Below are 16,862 nucleotides of genomic sequence, written 5' to 3' on the forward strand. Positions count from 1 at the left end.
CGGTGGGATCACCGCGGCATCCTGCCACGCATCGCGGGCGAATGCTGCCCGCAGTGCGTCGGTTCCCACAGGGAGCGGGTGGGCGACGGGTACATGGCCGGCCACCCGCACGCAGTCGCTCAGTACGGCAGGGCCAGGTCGTCGATCAGCGCCTTCAGGAAGCGCGCCGCCTCGCCCCCCGTGCAAGCGCGATGGTCGAAGGTCACCGACAGCGGGATGACCTTGTGCGATTCGAATCCCCCCATCACCGGCTTGACCTGGTGGCGGGCGCGGCCGGCGGCGACGATGGCCACGCACGGCGGTACCACCACGGGGGGGGCATAGCGGCCGGCGAACATGCCGAAGTTGCTCAGCGAAATCGTGTAGCCGGTCAGCTCGGACGGCGGAATGCTGCGGTCCTCCACCTGCGCGCGCAGGCGGTTGATGCTCTCGCGCACAGCGCCGGCTTCGAGCAGGTCTGCGTTGCGGAGTGCCGGCACGAACAGGCCGTCATCGGTATCCACCGCGATGCCGATATCGACATGCGGGTGCAGTGTGCGGGTCAGCTTCTCACCGTCGAACCAGGCGTTCATCGCCGGCACCATCTTGCAGGCGCGGACGATGGCGCGGACCAGGCGGCCGGTCATGTCGTTGCCGGGCGTCCAGGCGTGGATGTCGGCGTCGTCGCTGAGCGTGGTCGGCACGACCTTGGCATGCGCATCGGCCATCACGCGCGCCATGTTCCGGCGCACGCCCTTGAGCTGTTCGGGCTGGCCGCTGACCGACACGCCCGGCGGCTGCGTGCGCATCGGCTTGCCGGTGGCGGACAGTGTGGTGCGCTGCGGGTTCGCGACCGGTGCCGCCGCGGCGGCCGGCGCGGTGGTGCGTGCGGGTGCGGCGGTCGTGGTGCCGCGCGCGGACCCGTCTGCAGCGGCCTGTTTCACGTCCTGCATCGTCACTGCGCCGTCGGCGCCGCTGGCGCGCACGCGCGACAGATCCACGCCCAGCTTCTTCGCCATCGCGCGCACGGCCGGCATGGCCTTGACGCCGCCGACGGCGATCGCCTGTTCGGTGTGCACCGCATTGGACGACTGCATGGCACCCACCACGGTGCCGGCGTCGGCATCGGCCTCCGTGGTAGCGACGTCAGTCGCGATAGAGGCTGCATCGGGCGTAGGGTTCGCGACTGACGTCGCTCCCACGGTGGACTTCGGCGGACCGTGGTGATGGCCGGTGTCCTGGCCTTCCGCGCGTTGCGGCAGGTTGGCGTCGGGCTCGAATACGGCCAGCATGCTGCCGGTGACGACGACATCGCCCGCGGCACCGGCCAGCTTCACCACCTTGCCGGAGACCGGAGACGGCACTTCGACCACGGCCTTGGCGGTCTCCATCGACACCAGCGGTTCGTCCAGGCGGATCACGTCGCCTTCCTTGACGAACCACTCGACGATGGTCGCGTCCGGGAGGCCTTCGCCCAGGTCGGGAAGGTGGAAGGTCTTGCTCTCGCTCATTCGGATGTCTCTTCGGTAATCGTATCGTTGATCAGGTCAAGGTCGCGCGCCGGCAGCCAGCCGCTGCGGCCGTCCGCATGCGTGCACCACCACCAGTCGCCCAATTCGTGCTGGAGGGCGACGGTGTCGCCGGCCCGCACGTCCAGCTCCTGTGCGGAGTAGTCACGCAGGGCGACGGCATGGCCGTCGTCCCGCGGTTGCAGCCAGTCCACAGGCGCCCACCCGGCATTGCCGTCGGCGGTGGGGGTCCAAGCGAAGGCCGGCCATTCGGTGTCGCGGGCGCCGAGCGCGACCACGTCGCCGCGCGCGAACCTGATGGGGTTCGCGTACTGGGTGCGGTAGTCGCGGACGGCGCGGGCGCGCATCAGCCGGCCGCCATCACCCGCTTGGCCGCGGCGACGATCTTGTCGACGCTGGGCAGGTACTTCATTTCCAGGCGGAACAGCGGAATGTGGGTGTCGTAGCCGGTGACGCGCTCGGCCGGGGCCAGCAGGTCGTACATGGAGTGCTCGGCCAGGCGGGCGGCGATCTCGGCGCCGAAGCCGGCGGTGCGCGGCGCTTCGTGCACGATCACGCAGCGGCCGGTCTTGGCCACCGATTCGGCGATGGTGTCGAAGTCGAGCGGACGCAGCGGGGCCACGTCGATGACTTCGGCGCTGATGCCTTCGCCGGCGAGTTTGTCGGCGGCTTCCAGCACTTCCTTCACCTGCGCCCCCCAGGTCACCAGGGGGACGTCGGTGCCGTCGCGCAGCACGAAGCACACGTCCAGCGGCAGCGCTTCGCCGTCGTCGGTGACCACTTCCTTGTACTGGCGGTAGATGCGCTTGGGCTCCCTGTAAATGACCGGGTCCGGGTCGCGGATCGCGGCCAGCAGCAGGCCGTAAGCGCGCTGCGGCGAGGACGGCATCACCACGCGCAGCCCGGGCACGTTGGTGAAAATGGCCTCGTTGGCTTCGCTGTGGTGTTCCGGCGCGCGGATGCCGCCGCCCCACGGCACGCGCAGCACCATCGGGCAGTGCAGGCGGCCGCGCGTGCGGGTGCGCAGGCGGGCGGCGTGGCAGATGATGTGGTCGACCATCGGATAGACGAAGCCGTCGAACTGCGCTTCGGCCACGGGCTTCATGCCCTGCGCGGCCAGGCCTATGGTCAGGCCGGCGATGGTGGTCTCGTCCAGCGGCGTGTCGAGCACGCGCTCGGGGCCGAACTTCTGCTGCAGGCCGGCGGTGGCGCGGAACACGCCGCCGTTCACGCCCACGTCCTCGCCCAGCACCAGCACGGATTCGTCGGGCGCGATCTCCCAGGCCAGCGCCTGGGTGATGGCTTCGATCAGGGTGATCGCGGTCGGGGTGGCCACGGTCTCGGCGTTCTGGGTCTTCGCCACGGTCTTGGTCTCCATCACGGCGCTCATGCGCGTCCCTCCGCGGCGATCGCGGCGGCGCGCTGCTGCAACAGTTCCGGCGGCGGATCGGCGTAGAGGTAGTCGAACATCGCCTCGACCGGCTGCACCGGCGTGTTGAGGTAGGCGTTGACCTCCTCGTCCACGCGCGCGCCGCATTCCTCTTTCCACGCGGCTTCGTCGGCTTCGCTCCAGGCGCCCTGCGCGGTCAGCCAGGTGCGCAGGCGCGTCATCGGTTCGCGTTCCCAGCCGGCCTTCACTTCGGCATCGTCGCGGTAGCGGCGCGCATCGTCGGCGGTGGTGTGGTCGGACAGGCGATAGGTGACGAACTCGATCACCGTGCCGCCTTGGCCCTTGCGGGCGCGCTCGCTGGCGCGGCGCATGCCCTCGAGCACGGCGATCAGGTCGTTGCCGTCCACCTGCAGGCAGTGCAGGCCGCCGGCCAGGCCCTTCTGCGCCAGCGTCTGCGCACCGGTCTGCGCGCTGCGCGGCACCGAGATCGCCCAGCCGTTGTTGATCACGCCCAGCACCAGCGGCAGCTCGTAGGCGCCGGCGGAATTCAGCGCCGCGTAGAAATCGGTCTTGGACGAACCGCCGTCGCCGCAGGTCGCCACCGCGATGTGCGGTTGCTTGCGCAGTTTGAACGACAGCGCTGCGCCGGCCGCATGCAGGCACTGGGTGGAGATCGGCACGCAGAACGGGAAATCGCTGCGCGCATCGCTGTCGCGGTCGAAGTCGCTGCCGCGCTCGTCGCCGCCCCAGTACATCAGCACGTCGCGCGGCTTCACCCCGCGCATGAACATGGCGCCGTATTCGCGGTAGCTGGGCGCGTACACGTCGCCCGGGCGCATCGAGGCGCCGATGCCGACGTGGGTGGCCTCGTGGCCCAGGCAGGCCGCATAGGTGCCCAGCTTGCCGGTGCGCTGCAGGGCGATGGCCTTGGTGTCGAAGGTGCGCACGAACAGCATCTGCTTGAACAGCTCGCGCAGGCGGGCGACATCGCGCCCGGCCTCGGGCAGGTCGTTGCGCACCAGGGTGCCGTCGGGGCCCAGGTACTGGAGGTATTCGATCTCGAAGCTTGCGGCGATGCTCATCTGGACGGTGTTCTCGTCAGTGGCGGAAATGGTTTCAAATGTAATTTTAGGAGCTGAGCGCCCGGCAGCTGTCGTGCAATGCAACAAGACGGGGGTGGATGGCGCGGGCCCTACGGTGAAACCGGTGCTGAAACAGCGGCTTGGACGGCGGTCGTCCCGCGGCAGTCCGTCTGTTCCCGGACGTGACGCGCGTCGCGGCCTGCGCAAACGACAAGGGGCGCGGTTGCCCGCGCCCCTGTCGACCCCACGATGACGGGAAAGTTCAGCGGATGCGCTGGATCAGGCGATCGTGGTTGTTGGTCGGGTTCGGGTCCGTCGTCGTGCTGCTGACGGTGGCGTCGAACTCCAGCGAGGTGCCCCGCTTGGGCTTGCCCGGCACCACCAGAGCGAAGGCCAGCGTCTGCACGCCGCGCGCCATGGCGCCGCTGCGGCTGCAGTCGGCAGCAGCGCCGTCCGGGGTGTCCTGCACGCGGGTGCAGCTCCAGCCGCTAGGGGCGGCGACGGCGGCGTAGCGGGCATCGACGTTGCTGGTCAGGCGCACGGTCACCTGCTCGGCTGCATCCGGCCCGGCGTTGCGCACCGGCACCAGCAGCGTGGCGATGGTGCCGCGGCGCAGCGGCAGGGCGGCGCCGAGCAGCTTCACCGACAGGTCGGCGCGGGTCTGCGGCAGTGCGGCCACGGCCACCGAGACGGCAGCGGTGTTGTCGCCGTTGGCCGGGTCGAGCACGGTCGAGTTGGCCGACACGCCCAGGCCGAGCGTGGCACCTGCTGCGCTGGCCGGGACGACGGCGTCAATGGCGAAGGTCGCTTCGTCACCCACCGCCAGCGACGGCACGGTGCAGGCCACGCGGGTGGTGCCCGCCGAGACTTCCGGCGCCGCACAGCTCCAGCCGGCCGGCAGCGTGGCCAGCGACGGCGACAGCTCGGCCGAGAACACGAACGCGAACGCGGCCGGCGATGCCGCACCCGGGCCCGCATTGCGGACGGTGCGGTGTAGCGCACGGTGTCACCGACGTTGGCGTCGGCACGGTCGGCCGACACAGTCGCCGACAGGTCGGCGCGGGCGAAGGACGGCACGCGGATGCTCCGGCGCACCGGATCGTGGTCGGACGAACGCACGGCCAGCGAGGCGTCGCCGAAGTTGTCCACGCCGAAGTCCGCATTGATGCGCGCATGGTCCACGCGCAGCGCGGCATCCATCACCAGCGACTCGTTGACCAGCACGTGGTCCAGCGTCTGCGCATTGCCCTCAAACGAATACGAGTAACGCTGCGCCGGATCGGCGATCAGCTGCGACCCATCCACCAGCGGCACGGTCAGCGGGCTGGGCATCCAGGTCAGCACCTGGTCTTCCGGCGCGGCGTCGCCCCGGATGATGCCCATCACGTCAACGTAGCCGTCGTTGAACTCGAACGCGTTGAAGTCGCCGACCAGCACGATCTTCTCGTCCGGGTTCGCCTGCTGCATCTCCTCGACCAGCTGCGCCAGGTAGACGGCCTGCGCACCGCGCTTCACCCGCACGCGCTCGCCGCCGGTGGCCCAGCCGCTGCTGCCGGGCAGGGTGTCGTTGATGTCGTTGAGCGAACGCAGGTGGTTGACGATGACCGTCAGCGGATAGCTCGAGGTCGCGTCCTGGTGCACGCGGGCGCGCAGGCGCAGCGGCGGACGGTCGTTGAGCAGGCTGGTGGTGCCGTTCGGGTTGGCAAGGGTGGTCTCCTTGCCGAACTGCGCCACGTCCAGCACCTCGACGCGGGCCACACCGTCGGCGGTCAGGCGCGAGCTGACCAGGAAGCCGACGTTGATGCCGCCCACGTCGTTGCCCGGCTGCAGGTACGGCACATAGCCCGGGCGCGCGGCGCAGGTGGCGTCGATGCGTTCGGACAGCAGCTGCAGCACGCGCAGGTTCTCCACTTCCACCGCGCCCAGGATGTCCGGGGTCTTCAGGTAGTCGCAGATCGCCAGTGCCGCCTTGGCCAGCCGCTTGTCCAGCGCTTCCGGCGTCAGCGTCACCGCGCCGTTGCTGTCGTTGACCTCGTCGAACAGACGCAGCAGGTTGAAGCTGCCGACGGTGACTTCGTCGTAGTGGGGGTCGTTGACGGCTTCCGGCAGGCGGCCACCGCTGACGGTCGGCGGCGTGGCCACGTCGGGCAGCAGCGCCCAGGTGCCGGCGAAGTAGTCCAGCACGCCCAGCAGGCCCGCGACCTCCGCCCCGGTATCGACCGAAAGCGGCTGTGCGCCGACCTGGCCGCGGCTGCGCACCATCAGGCGTTCCTGGTTGGTGTCGAAGCGCGGCGGGGTCTTGCCGGCCGGCAGGGGGATGGCATCCATCCCGCCGATGCCGGCTTCGCGGAACGGACGCGCCACGCCGGGCAGGGCGACGTGGAACACGCCGTCGCTGAAGGACAGCGCGTCGTTCTCATCGATGCTGCCGCCGGACGGGGCGATCACCACCGACTGCGCCACGCTCACGCGCATGGCTTCCAGCCGCTCCAGCGTGCCGGGCAGGGCGTCGGGACCCAGTTCGGCGGCGGTCAGTTCGATCGCGGCGGGCAGGGCGAGGCCGGTTTCCAGCACCTCCACCGTCGGCGTGACGATCTCGGTGATCGCCAGTTGATGCGGATTGGACGACGGGGTGGATTCCTCGACCGTGCCGGTCACGCGCACGCGGTTGCCGACCGCGGCGGTGGCGGGCGGTGCGCTGCTGGTGAACACGAACACGGCATCGGACGTGGCCGGGTCGCCGTCGTCGTTGGCGGCCTGCAGGAAGAAGCCGTTGTTGAACTTGATCGCAGTGACGATGCCCTCGGTCACCACGCGCTTGCCATTGTGCGGCGACAACAGGCCGTTGCCTTGGATCTGGGCGATGGTCAGCGCCAGCGGCGGATCGGGCGGTTCCGGCGGCTCCGCGCCGCTGTTGCGCGGGTTCGGCGCACCGACCGCGAAGTCGGCGCCGTTGTTGTTGGTGTCGATGCTGCCATCGCCGCCACGCAGCGCAGCGGTGGTGTTGCTCAGCGTGCCGGTCGGCGCGCTGCCTTCGAAGCAGTTGGCCGCGCTGCCGAAGCCGACGAAGTCGACCACGTTCGCATCGGCGGTCGGGCAAGCACCGGTCAGCGCCGTCGTGCTGCGGCTCAGCGCGACCTTGCCGGCCGTGCCGGCCATGGCGATGGTACCGGTGGCGTCGGGCGTGGGCAGGTCCACCGTGCCGCCGGCGCCCTGCGCCTGCTGGATCAGGTAGAAACCGCCGGCCGGGATGCTGCCGCTGAGGTTGGTGCGGCCATTCCAGGTGGTACCCGTGGAGGAGGCGTACTGCACGCTCCAGCCGGTCAGGTCGACCGCGGTGGGTCCGTTGTTGCGCAGCTCGATGAAGTCGTTCTTCAGCGTGGCGCCGCTGTTGCCGCCGCCGCCGTAGACCTGGCTGATGACCACCTGCGCCTGCACCGACGACGCGGCGAAGAGCAGGGCGAAAGACGCGAACACGGCCGCAAGGCGGCCCCGTGGCATTTCCATGTAACGGGTTCTCCCTCAGTGGATTGGATGCCGCCCCCTGTCGGGGGCGGATCCGCCCCCGGCCGGCGCAATGTAGCCCAAGCCTGTGGTACACGCATTGCATGGGCATGACATAAGTGCCGGTTTTCCATCGCCTTGCCGGGGTCGGCCACCGGCATCGGTTACGCTGGCGCCCCCGCCGCCCCCGGGCGGTGCCCCGGTTGATCGACGGATGGCCGTAGAAAAGAACGAGCGCCCGCTGGAAGCGGGCATCCACACCGACCTTGCCGGTCGCATGAGCTATGGCGGCTACCTGCAGCTGGACCGCCTGTTGTCCGCGCAGCACCCGGTCTCCGATCCGCCGCACCACGACGAGATGCTGTTCATCGTGCAGCACCAGGTCTCGGAGCTGTGGATGAAGCTGATGATCCACGAGCTGCAGGCCGCCATCGGCTTCCTGCAGCGCGACCAGGTCTGGCAGTGCCGCAAGGTGCTGGCCCGCGCCAAGCAGGTGATGCGCCAGCTGACCGAGCAGTGGTCGGTGCTGGAGACGCTGACACCGTCCGAGTACATGGGCTTCCGCGACCTGCTGGGTCCGTCCTCGGGCTTCCAGTCGCTGCAGTACCGCACCATCGAGTTCCTGCTGGGCAACAAGAACGCGGCGATGCTGAAGGTGTTCTCGCACGATCCGGAAGACCATGCCGGCCTGGAGGCCGTGCTGGATGCGCCCAGCCTGTACGACGAGTTCCTGATGTATCTCGCCCGCTGGGGCCATGCGATCCCCGCCCAGCCCCTGCAGCGCGACTGGCGCCAGTCGCATGCCGCCGACGCTGCGCTGCTGCCGGTGTTGGAGGCCATCTACGAAGATACCGACCGCTACTGGCGGGAGTACTCGCTGTGCGAGGACCTGGTGGATCTGGAAAGCCAGTTCCAGCTTTGGCGCTTCCGCCACATGCGCACGGTGATGCGCATCATCGGCTTCAAGCGCGGCACCGGCGGCTCGAGCGGCGTGGGCTTCCTGCGCCAGGCGCTGGAGCTGACGTTCTTCCCGGAGCTGTTCGACGTGCGCACCTCGATCGGACCCGGCCGCTGAGCGATGGACGCGATGGCCGCGCTGCAGTGGCTGGCGGGCGCGGTGGCGCTGGCGGTCCTGGCGCTGGCCGTGCCCCGGCTGCCCTGGCACAAGCTGCAGGGCGATCCCGAGGCCCAGCGCGTGCTGGGCATGGCGACCATGGCGCTGGTGCTGCTGCGCGTCTTCAACACCCATGGCCTGGCCGGCGTGCAGCTGAACTTCACCGGCGCGATGGTGGCGGTGCTGATGTTCGGCCCGGCGTTCGCCCTGTGGGCGCTGGCGGTCGCCTCGCTGGTGGCCTGGCCGTTCGGTTACGCGTGGCTGGGACCCGGCCCGGATTTCCTGGCCACGGCGGCAGTGCCGGTGGCACTGGGCCGGGCGTGGTCACGGTTCTGCGAACGCCGCTTGTCGCCCAATCTGTTCGTGTACGTGCTGGTGCAGGGCTTCCTGGGCGGCGCCCTGGCCATCGCGGCCAGCAACCTGGTCAAGCATCTCGCCGCGGTCTGGCTGGGGCTGCCGGGCGCCGGGTTCTACCTGCTGGCAACGCCGCTGATGATGTTCGGCGAGGCGTTCCTGTCCGGCGGGGCGATGGCGCTGATCGTGGTCTACCGTCCCCACTGGTGCAGCACATTCGACGATGCGCGCTATCTCCGGTCGCGTTGACGGCACGAAGTCCGGAGGTATTCCCCCGTCGCGCAGGACGTCAATTTCCTGCGCAATCAGTCATTTGCGTCGCTGAATAGGCCGAAACGCCGCCCGCGGGGCAGTGTTTCATCGATTTGACGGGGGCTGGCCGTCTCGGTGATCCTCGCCCGTCCCGTGCCGGTTGCACGGGAAACCGAAATCCTGAACCACTTTTCTAGGGGGAGCCCGCATGAGCGGAGCCGTCGACACGTCAACGCCGGAACGGATACCGGAATTCAAGCAACTGCTGGGGCATCCGCGCCCCCTGTGGATGCTGTTCATGACCGAGTTCTGGGAACGCTTCGCGTTCTATGGCATGCGGTGGGCCCTGGCCCTGTACATCGTCGCGCAGTTCTACGGAGGCGATAGCGCCGGCGAAGCGCCGGCCAGTCGCCTGTACGGCGCGTATCTGGCGCTGGTCTACGCGGCGGCGCTGTTCGGCGGCTACGTGGCCGACAAGGTCATCGGCTACCAGCGTTCGATCCTGCTGGGTGCGGTGGTCATGGCGGCGGGTCTGTTCATGATCATGTGGCCGGACGAGAACATCTTCAAACTCGGCCTGGCCACGGTGATCGCGGGCAACGGCCTGTTCAAGCCGAACATCTCGACCATGGTCGGCAAGCTCTATCTGCAGGGCGATGATCGCCGCGATTCCGGTTTCACCCTGTTCTACATGGGCATCAACTTGGGCGCGATGATCGCGCCATGGCTGACCGGCCTGCTGGCCGAGCGGATCATGGGCGGCTCGTCGGACATGCCGGTCTACAAGGTCGTGTTCCTGGTCTCCGGCATCGGCATGCTGATTTCGCTGGTGTGGTTCTGGTTCGGGCGCAAGCAGCTCGAAGGCATCGGCCGGCCGATGCCGGGCACCGAGGGAGCCGGCCGCGTGCTGGTGACGGCGATCTGCACGCTGGTCGCCATCCCGGTCATCTACTTCCTGCTGTCGATCGGTGCCGGTGCCCTCCAGTGGATCCTGACCGCGCTGTTCGTGGCGCTGTGCGTGCTGATCCTGCGCGAAGGCTTCAAGGATGGGCCGGTGCGTCGCGACATGGCCATCGCCATGCTGATCATCTTCGCGTTCAACGTGCTGTTCTGGTGCTTCTTCGAGCAGGCCGGCAGTTCGTTCAACTTCCTCGCCCAGAACATCGTCAATCGCGATTTCGGTGGCTGGACCTTCCCCGTGGGCTGGTTCCAGTCGGTGAATTCCATCGCCATCATCACGATGGCACCGCTGCTCGCCTGGCTGTGGGTGAAGCTGGGTAGCAACAACCCGTCGATTCCGCGCAAGTTCGGCCTGGGCCTGCTGTTCAACAGCCTTGCCTTCCTGCTGCTGATGTTCGCGCTGTCCAGCCTGGTGGATCCGCAGAGCCTGAAGATCCCGTTCTGGACCCTGTTCGCGGTCTATTGGATCCAGTCGATCGGCGAGCTATGCCTGTCGCCCATCGGCCTGTCGATGGTGACCAAGTTGGCGCCGGTGCGCCTGGTCGGCTTCGGCATGGGTGGCTGGTTCCTGTCCACCGCGATCGGCAACAACCTCTCCGGCATCTTCGCCAGCCACGTCAGTGGCGAGAGCGGGATGAGCGTGGAGTCCGCGTTGAGCGGCTATACCTTCGGGTTCTGGGCATTGTTGATCCCGGGCGTGCTGCTGTTCCTGATCGCGCCGCTGATCCAGCGCCTGATGCACGGCGTGAAGTGACGCATCGGCGCGTGCCCCAAGGGCGCGCGCCTTTGCCGATGCGTCATCTCCGCGCAAGCGGGGATCCAGTGAAAACGGCGGCCATGGGCCGCCGTTTTTTTTCGTAGAGCGGAGCTTGCTCCGCTGCTGTCGGGTTGGTACATCGCGCAGCCGAGAGCTCGGCTCTACGTAAGCGGGCCGCTCAGCCCTCGATGCGCCTGACGCCTTCCCCGGCCAGCTTGTCGATCAGCCGGTCCAGCATCGTCCGCTCCTCTTCGGTCAGCGGTTCCAGCATGCGCTGGTGGTATTCGATGACCATCGGCGCGACCTCGTCGTAGACCCGGAAGCCTTCGTCGGTCAGCGCCAGCACCGAGCGGCGGCGGTCGTCGCCGTGGATCTCGCGCTGGATCAGCGCCCGTTCCAGCAGGCGGGCCACCGCCCGGCTGACCGCCACCTTGTCCATCGCGGTCCGGGCGGCCACCTCGCCGGCCGACAGGCCCGGGAAGCGCCCCAGCACCGCCATGACCCGCCATTCGGTGATCGCCAGGCCGAAACGGCGGTGGTACTCGCGGGAAATCGCCCCGCTGATCCGGTTGGACAGCACGCTCAGCCGGTACGAAAACAGGCGGTCGAGGTCGAAATCGGCGTGGACGACGGGGTTGGCGGGTTCGCTCATGCTGCGCTGCTACTTGTGGGTGGTTTCAGCTGAAACTATATTGGGGCGTATTCCGGCAAGCCTAGCGAGGTGCCCCATGAACGCACAACCCAACCTGGGCATGCAGCCCACGACGTTCGACAACCCGATGGGCATCGACGGCTTCGAATTCGTCGAGTTCGCCGCCCCCGCCGGCCAGGTCCATCACCTGCACGACTACTTCCGCAAGCTGGGTTTCGTCCAGGTCGCGCGGCACAAGACGCGGCCGATCAGCACCTACCGTCAGGGCGACTGTACGTTCCTGATCAACGAAGATCCGGACTCCTTCGCCGCCCGCTTCGCGGCCCAGCATGGTCCCAGTGCCTGCGGTTTCGCGATCCGGGTGAAGAAACTGGCCGAGTGGGCGCGCGTGCAGGCGCTGAAGAACGGTGCCGAATCGTTCGACGCCGCCGACGAACTGACCAAGGCCGTTGCCGCGCCGGTCATCAAGGGCATCGGCGACTGCATGCTCTATATCGTCGACCGTTACGACGACAAGGGCACCATCCATGACCCGGACTACGAATACCTGCCCGGCGTGGACCTGATGCCGAAAGGCTTCGGGCTGACCTTCATCGACCACCTGACCCACAACCTCTACCACGGCAACATGGCCAAGTGGGCGGACTACTACGAGCGGTTGTTCAACTTCCGCGAAATCCGCTACTTCGATATCAAGGGCGCCAAGACCGGCCTGCTGTCCAAGGCGATGACCGCGCCGGACGGCATGGTGCGCATCCCGCTCAACGAGTCCAGCGATCCGAAGAGCCAGATCAACGAGTACCTGGACGCCTACAAGGGCGAGGGCATCCAGCACATCGCCTGCTTCACCGACGATATCTACACGACGGTGGAGAAGATGCGCGAGGCGGGGGTGGAATTCCTGGATACGCCGGATACGTACTTCGAGGTGATCGACCAGCGCATCCCCAACCACGGCGAGGACGTCGCGCGGCTGGCGCGCAACAAGATCCTGATCGACGCCGACGTGGAGACCAAGCAGCGCAAGCTGTTGCAGATCTTCACCCAGAACGCGCTGGGGCCGATCTTCTTCGAGATCATCCAGCGCAAGGGCAACGAAGGCTTCGGCGAGGGCAACTTCCAGGCGCTGTTCGAGAGCATCGAGCGGGACCAGATGAAGCGCGGGGTGCTGTAGGCTCCCGCTCCAAGCCCCTCTCCCTGCGGGAGAGGGGTTGGGGTGAGGGGCAGGAGAACCACGATGAAGATCCACCGCAGACCTCCCATGGCGACCCGATCCCTCGAGCGTGCGCGGGAACTGCGTAGTGGTTCGACGGATGCGGAGCGTAAGCTGTGGTCGGTCTTGCGTGGAGGCAACATCGACGGGCTGAAATTCCGCCGACAGCATTCCATTCCCCCCTATACGGTCGACTTCTGCTGCTTGTCCGCTGGTCTGGTGGTTGAAGTCGATGGATCGCAGCACTCGGAAGAATCGGATCGCGCGCGAACCCGGTTTCTGGGGTCGAAAGGTTTCACTGTCCTGCGCTTCTGGGACAACGACGTACTGACGCAGATTGAAGCGGTGGTCGAGGCGATCTGCCGGACCGTCTCACCATCGCCCCTCACCCCAACCCCTCTCCCGTCGGGAGAGGGGCTTTGAAGGCATCGAAAATGAAGATGTGCACTGACGGCGATTACCAGACCGGCTTCGGCAACCACTTCGCCAGCGAGGCGATTCCCGGCACGCTGCCGGAAGGCCGCAACTCGCCCCAGCGGGTGGCGCACGGGCTGTACGCCGAACAGCTCAGCGGCACCGCCTTCACCGCGCCGCGGGCGGAGAACCGGCGCAGCTGGCTGTACCGCATCCGCCCGGCGGCGATGCACGGGCCGTTCCAGCCCTACGCGCAGCACCGCCTGCACAGCGATTTCAGCGCCGGACCGGTGTCGCCCGACCAGATGCGCTGGTCGCCGCTGCCCATGCCGGAGTCGCCGACGGACTTCGTCGACGGCCTGTACACGATGGCCGGGAACGGCGGGCCGGAAGGCCAGCACGGCGTCGGCATCCACCTGTACGCCGCCAACCGGTCGATGCAGGGGCGCTACTTCTACGACGCCGATGGCGAGTTGCTGATCGTCCCGCAGCAGGGGCGCCTGCGCATCGCCACCGAGTTCGGCGTGATCGAGATCGAACCGCAGCAGATCGCCGTGATCCCGCGCGGCGTGCGCTTCCTGGTCGAATTGCCCGATGGCGAGGCGCGCGGCTATGTCTGCGAGAACTTCGGTGCAGCGCTGCGCTTGCCGGACCTGGGGCCCATCGGCTCCAACGGCCTGGCCAATCCACGCGATTTCGAGACGCCGGTGGCGGCCTACGAGGACGTGGAAGGCGAGTTCGAACTGATCGCCAAGTTCCAGGGCCACCTGTGGCGCGCGGACATCGGCCATTCGCCGCTCGACGTGGTGGGCTGGCATGGCAACTACGCGCCCTACCGCTACGACCTGCGCCGGTTCAACACCATCGGCTCGATCAGCTACGACCATCCGGATCCGTCGATCTTCCTGGTGCTGCCCTCGCCCAGCGATCCGCCGGGCGGGGGCAACATGGACTTCGTGATCTTCCCGCCGCGCTGGCTGGTGGCGCAGGACACGTTCCGTCCGCCGTGGTTCCACCGCAACATCGCCAGCGAGTTCATGGGCCTGATCCATGGCGTGTACGACGCCAAGGCCGAGGGCTTCGCGCCGGGTGGTGCGTCGCTGCACAACTGCATGACGGGTCATGGGCCCGATGCGGCGACCTTCGAGAAGGCGTCGAACGCCGACCTGTCGAAGCCGGATGTCATCGACGACACGATGGCCTTCATGTTCGAGACGCGCGCGGTGATCCGCCCCACCCGCCAGGCGGTCGAAGCCGCGCATCGCCAGCGCGACTACCAGGCCTGCTGGGCCGGCCTGCGCAGGCACTTCGTGCCGCCGCAGGCCTGAGACCCCTCAGGAAAGGGACGCGTCGGCGCGGGCGTCCAGCAAAGCCTGCATGCGCCGCAGCGGCGCGTGCGGCAGCGCTTCGAACAGCCGGTCGCGGATGCGGCCGGCCAGCGTGGGCGCGACGCGGCCCTCGAGGAAGCCGTATGCATCGGCCAGTGCTTCGAGCAGGGCCTCGTCATCCAGTCGTGCCTGCAGCCGGCCGCGATGATGTGCGGCCTCGGGGTCGCGCTGCAGTTCCAGCATGCCCGACAGGTAGACCTTGGCCGCCACCAGCGAGCGACGCGTACCCGTCGAAGGCGTGATGGGTACCGCGCCCGAGGGTGGCGGCTGCACGGCCTGCTGCGTGGAGGGAGCCACCAGGTAGCCCGCCGAGACCAGGCGCTGCACCAGCAGCGGCGCGTCCTGTCCCAGCAGCCGCACCAGTTCGGCTAGGTCGCGTTGCCCATCGCAGAGGATCAGTGCGCGCCGCTCGCGCATGCCCAGCGCACCCGAGTGGGTCTGCAGCGGCTGCCGGGCGGGGTCGGTCTTGATCGGGCGCATGGCGGGCGGAGGGCGAGTGCGCGCGCAGGCTAGGCCGCGGTGATGAAGTGCGGATGACAGCGGCATTCGCGGCGACTTAACGCCGCGACGCTACGATTCAGGTTTGTGCAATGGAGAGAGCCGATGAAGTCGTTGTTGCCCCTCGTGATGGCGGTCACGCTGTTGTCCGCGTGCCAGCGCGACCCGGCCGCCGCGCCCGCGACCGAACCGCAGACCACCGCGACCGCCACGCCGATGGCCGAAGCTCCCGCGCCCACGCCTGCCGCCGACGACACGGCGGCGCCGGCCGGACCGGTCAGCCAGGCGAGTTTCCTGGGCTACGGCGACATGAAGCTGGGGAGCACGGTTGAAGAGGCGCGCGCTGCCTGGGGCGGCGAACTCAACGGCGCACCGATGGAGGGCACGACCTGCCACTACCTGTGGCCGAAGTGGATCACGCGGCCCGCCGACTTCGCCTTCATGATGGAAGACGGCAGGTTCGTCCGCTACGACGTGGGCACGGACAAGGAAACCGCGCCGGGTGGCGGCAAGGTCGGCATGAGCGTGGAGGAACTGCAGAAGCTCTACGGTGGCGCGCTGAAGGGGGCGCCGCACAAGTACACGCAGGGTGGCCAGTACCTGTCCATGGACGCCGGCGACGTGGCGCCGACCAGGCTGGTGTTCGAGGTCGACGCAGCCGACAAGGTCACGTCGTGGCGCGTGGGCCTGTCGCCGCAGGTGGAGTACGTCGAAGGCTGTTCCTGAGGAAGCGGGGCGGCATAGAATCCCTGCCATCCACGAGGGGAGGGCGGGGCGATGACGGAAGCCTGGGGATATTTCGCGCTGGGCCTGCTGCTGCTGGCGCTGGGCGGCGACTCCATCGTCAAGGGCGCATCGGGCCTGGCGCAGAGGATCGGGGCGTCGCCGTTCGTGGCGGGCCTGCTGCTGATCGCCTTCGGTACCTCGCTGCCGGAACTGGCGGTCAATGCGCGCGCGGTGTGGGTCGGTTCCCAGGAACTGGCCCTCGGCAATGCCGTCGGCAGCAACATCGTCAACCTGGGGCTGACGCTGGGGCTGGCCGCCGTGGTCGCGCCGCTCCTCGTGCGGATGCGGGTGCTTTCGCCCCTGCTGGTGCTGCTGGCGCTGGCGTCGCTGGCGCTCATCGTGTTCGGTCTGGACGGCGTGGTGGGGCGGGGCGAGGGAATGGCCCTGCTGCTGGGCTTCGTGGCGGCCCTGGCATTCCTGCTGGCGCGCGCATCGCGCGAAGACGCGGGCGTGCGCGCGGAGGTCGAGGCGTTCGCCGCCACGCGCACGGTGCTGTGGATGAACCTGCTGCGCTTCGTGGTGGCCGCTGCGCTGCTTTACTACGGCGCGCGCTTCGTCGTGCAGGGTGCGCCGGTGATCGGTGCCCACTGGGGTCTTTCGCCGCTGCTGACCGGCCTTCTGCCGGTGGCCATCGGCACTGCGCTGCCGGAGATCGCGGCCGCCGCGATGGCGGCGCGTCGCGGGCAGGGGGACATGGTGGCCGGGCACGTGATCGGTTCGAGCCTGTTCAATCTGCTGGTGGTGGTGGGCGGCATGGCGGCCTTCCGCCCCATGGCGCTGCCGGAGTCGTTCGTCCGGCTGGAACTGCCCGCCGCCATCGCCTTCGTGCTGGTGCTGTATCCGATGCTGCGCGGCGACCTGCGCATCAGCCGCACGGAAGGCGGTCTGCTGCTGGCGGCCTTCGCGGGTTGGGTGCTACTGGAGATCGCGCTGCTCGCCTGACTGAATGACGGCTCAGGCAGCTGTGAACGGGTTTGTTAAACTCGGGGC

The 16,862-nt window shown here is 68.4% G+C and carries 16 protein-coding genes; 8 read left to right on the plus strand and 8 right to left on the minus strand.

Going from position 1 to position 16,862, the window contains the following annotated elements:
- Window positions 1–119 precede the first annotated feature (119 nt).
- The 6 genes from CSC76_RS00680 to CSC76_RS00705 form a co-directional block, all read right to left on the minus strand.
- Window positions 120–1,490, minus strand: a complete 1,371-nt coding sequence (locus tag CSC76_RS00680) for a dihydrolipoamide acetyltransferase family protein (RefSeq protein ID WP_162108131.1) — start codon at window positions 1,488–1,490, stop codon at window positions 120–122.
- Window positions 1,487–1,855, minus strand: coding sequence for an SH3 domain-containing protein (locus CSC76_RS00685; protein ID WP_162108132.1), 369 nt, complete (start codon window positions 1,853–1,855; stop codon window positions 1,487–1,489). The genes CSC76_RS00680 and CSC76_RS00685 overlap by 4 nt, the downstream gene beginning before the upstream one ends.
- Window positions 1,855–2,886 carry an alpha-ketoacid dehydrogenase subunit beta gene (locus CSC76_RS00690; protein ID WP_162108191.1) on the minus strand — a complete coding sequence of 344 codons (1,032 nt, stop codon included), beginning with the start codon at window positions 2,884–2,886 and terminating at the stop codon, window positions 1,855–1,857. The genes CSC76_RS00685 and CSC76_RS00690 overlap by 1 nt, the downstream gene beginning before the upstream one ends.
- Window positions 2,887–2,894: 8 nt before the next feature.
- The gene (gene pdhA / locus CSC76_RS00695; RefSeq protein ID WP_162108133.1) at window positions 2,895–3,980 is read right to left on the minus strand and encodes a pyruvate dehydrogenase (acetyl-transferring) E1 component subunit alpha; all 1,086 of its coding nucleotides are present in this window, start codon (window positions 3,978–3,980) and stop codon (window positions 2,895–2,897) included.
- 262 nt (window positions 3,981–4,242) lie between these two features.
- Window positions 4,243–4,725, minus strand: coding sequence for a DUF11 domain-containing protein (locus CSC76_RS00700; RefSeq protein ID WP_162108134.1), 483 nt, complete (start codon window positions 4,723–4,725; stop codon window positions 4,243–4,245).
- Window positions 4,620–7,487, minus strand: coding sequence for a lamin tail domain-containing protein (locus CSC76_RS00705; RefSeq protein WP_162108135.1), 2,868 nt, complete (start codon window positions 7,485–7,487; stop codon window positions 4,620–4,622). The genes CSC76_RS00700 and CSC76_RS00705 overlap by 106 nt, the downstream gene beginning before the upstream one ends.
- A 211-nt stretch (window positions 7,488–7,698) precedes the next feature.
- Between CSC76_RS00705 and CSC76_RS00710 the strand changes: the two genes are divergently transcribed.
- The 3 genes from CSC76_RS00710 (at window position 7,699) to CSC76_RS00720 (ending at window position 10,918) form a co-directional block, all read left to right on the plus strand.
- Complete coding sequence (locus tag CSC76_RS00710) at window positions 7,699–8,559, plus strand: tryptophan 2,3-dioxygenase (RefSeq protein WP_162108136.1); 861 nt, start codon at window positions 7,699–7,701, stop codon at window positions 8,557–8,559.
- 12 nt (window positions 8,560–8,571) lie between these two features.
- Window positions 8,572–9,201, plus strand: coding sequence for an energy-coupling factor ABC transporter permease (locus tag CSC76_RS00715; protein ID WP_162108137.1), 630 nt, complete (start codon window positions 8,572–8,574; stop codon window positions 9,199–9,201).
- A gap of 211 nt (window positions 9,202–9,412) precedes the next feature.
- Window positions 9,413–10,918: a peptide MFS transporter gene (locus CSC76_RS00720; RefSeq protein ID WP_162108138.1), complete on the plus strand. Its 1,506-nt coding sequence runs from the start codon at window positions 9,413–9,415 to the stop codon at window positions 10,916–10,918.
- 181 nt (window positions 10,919–11,099) lie between these two features.
- Here CSC76_RS00720 and CSC76_RS00725 read toward each other — a convergent pair whose 3' ends face one another.
- Window positions 11,100–11,573 carry a MarR family winged helix-turn-helix transcriptional regulator gene (locus CSC76_RS00725; protein ID WP_162108139.1) on the minus strand — a complete coding sequence of 158 codons (474 nt, stop codon included), beginning with the start codon at window positions 11,571–11,573 and terminating at the stop codon, window positions 11,100–11,102.
- 76 nt (window positions 11,574–11,649) lie between these two features.
- On the opposite strand from CSC76_RS00725, the gene hppD reads away from it, so the two are divergent.
- The 3 genes from hppD (at window position 11,650) to hmgA (ending at window position 14,528) form a co-directional block, all read left to right on the plus strand.
- Window positions 11,650–12,747, plus strand: a complete 1,098-nt coding sequence (gene hppD, locus CSC76_RS00730; RefSeq protein ID WP_162108140.1) for a 4-hydroxyphenylpyruvate dioxygenase — start codon at window positions 11,650–11,652, stop codon at window positions 12,745–12,747.
- A 63-nt stretch (window positions 12,748–12,810) separates the two neighbouring features.
- Entirely contained in the window at window positions 12,811–13,209 is a 399-nt protein-coding gene (locus CSC76_RS00735) for an endonuclease domain-containing protein (RefSeq protein ID WP_338014918.1), read from the plus strand.
- A 17-nt stretch (window positions 13,210–13,226) separates the two neighbouring features.
- On the plus strand, window positions 13,227–14,528 hold the full coding sequence (gene hmgA, locus CSC76_RS00740) for a homogentisate 1,2-dioxygenase (protein WP_162108192.1): 1,302 nt from the start codon (window positions 13,227–13,229) through the stop codon (window positions 14,526–14,528).
- Window positions 14,529–14,534: 6 nt separating this feature from the next.
- Here the strand turns inward: hmgA and CSC76_RS00745 are convergent, their stop codons facing one another.
- A complete protein-coding gene (locus CSC76_RS00745; RefSeq protein ID WP_162108141.1) occupies window positions 14,535–15,068 on the minus strand; it encodes a hypothetical protein in 534 nt (177 codons plus the stop codon).
- 123 nt (window positions 15,069–15,191) lie between these two features.
- Between CSC76_RS00745 and CSC76_RS00750 the strand changes: the two genes are divergently transcribed.
- Window positions 15,192–15,812: a lectin gene (locus CSC76_RS00750; RefSeq protein WP_162108142.1), complete on the plus strand. Its 621-nt coding sequence runs from the start codon at window positions 15,192–15,194 to the stop codon at window positions 15,810–15,812.
- Between the two features lie 51 nt (window positions 15,813–15,863).
- Window positions 15,864–16,814, plus strand: a complete 951-nt coding sequence (locus tag CSC76_RS00755) for a calcium/sodium antiporter (RefSeq protein ID WP_162108143.1) — start codon at window positions 15,864–15,866, stop codon at window positions 16,812–16,814.
- Window positions 16,815–16,862: the final 48 nt, after the last annotated feature.

The sequence above is a fragment of the Pseudoxanthomonas mexicana genome (assembly GCF_010093385.1).
GTDB classification, from domain to species: domain Bacteria; phylum Pseudomonadota; class Gammaproteobacteria; order Xanthomonadales; family Xanthomonadaceae; genus Pseudoxanthomonas_A; species Pseudoxanthomonas_A mexicana.

Coding starts and splice junctions, on each gene's coding strand:
- CSC76_RS00715 (WP_162108137.1), top strand. CDS start 8,572: ATGGCCGCGCTGCAGTGGCTGGCGGGCGCGGTGGCGCTGGCGGTCCTG.
- CSC76_RS00685 (WP_162108132.1), bottom strand. CDS start 1,855: ATGCGCGCCCGCGCCGTCCGCGACTACCGCACCCAGTACGCGAACCCC.
- CSC76_RS00735 (WP_338014918.1), top strand. CDS start 12,811: ATGAAGATCCACCGCAGACCTCCCATGGCGACCCGATCCCTCGAGCGT.
- pdhA (WP_162108133.1), bottom strand. CDS start 3,980: ATGAGCATCGCCGCAAGCTTCGAGATCGAATACCTCCAGTACCTGGGC.
- hppD (WP_162108140.1), top strand. CDS start 11,650: ATGAACGCACAACCCAACCTGGGCATGCAGCCCACGACGTTCGACAAC.
- CSC76_RS00720 (WP_162108138.1), top strand. CDS start 9,413: ATGAGCGGAGCCGTCGACACGTCAACGCCGGAACGGATACCGGAATTC.
- CSC76_RS00705 (WP_162108135.1), bottom strand. CDS start 7,487: ATGGAAATGCCACGGGGCCGCCTTGCGGCCGTGTTCGCGTCTTTCGCC.
- CSC76_RS00680 (WP_162108131.1), bottom strand. CDS start 1,490: ATGAGCGAGAGCAAGACCTTCCACCTTCCCGACCTGGGCGAAGGCCTC.
- CSC76_RS00755 (WP_162108143.1), top strand. CDS start 15,864: ATGACGGAAGCCTGGGGATATTTCGCGCTGGGCCTGCTGCTGCTGGCG.
- CSC76_RS00745 (WP_162108141.1), bottom strand. CDS start 15,068: ATGCGCCCGATCAAGACCGACCCCGCCCGGCAGCCGCTGCAGACCCAC.
- CSC76_RS00725 (WP_162108139.1), bottom strand. CDS start 11,573: ATGAGCGAACCCGCCAACCCCGTCGTCCACGCCGATTTCGACCTCGAC.
- CSC76_RS00710 (WP_162108136.1), top strand. CDS start 7,699: ATGGCCGTAGAAAAGAACGAGCGCCCGCTGGAAGCGGGCATCCACACC.
- hmgA (WP_162108192.1), top strand. CDS start 13,227: ATGTGCACTGACGGCGATTACCAGACCGGCTTCGGCAACCACTTCGCC.
- CSC76_RS00750 (WP_162108142.1), top strand. CDS start 15,192: ATGAAGTCGTTGTTGCCCCTCGTGATGGCGGTCACGCTGTTGTCCGCG.
- CSC76_RS00690 (WP_162108191.1), bottom strand. CDS start 2,886: ATGGAGACCAAGACCGTGGCGAAGACCCAGAACGCCGAGACCGTGGCC.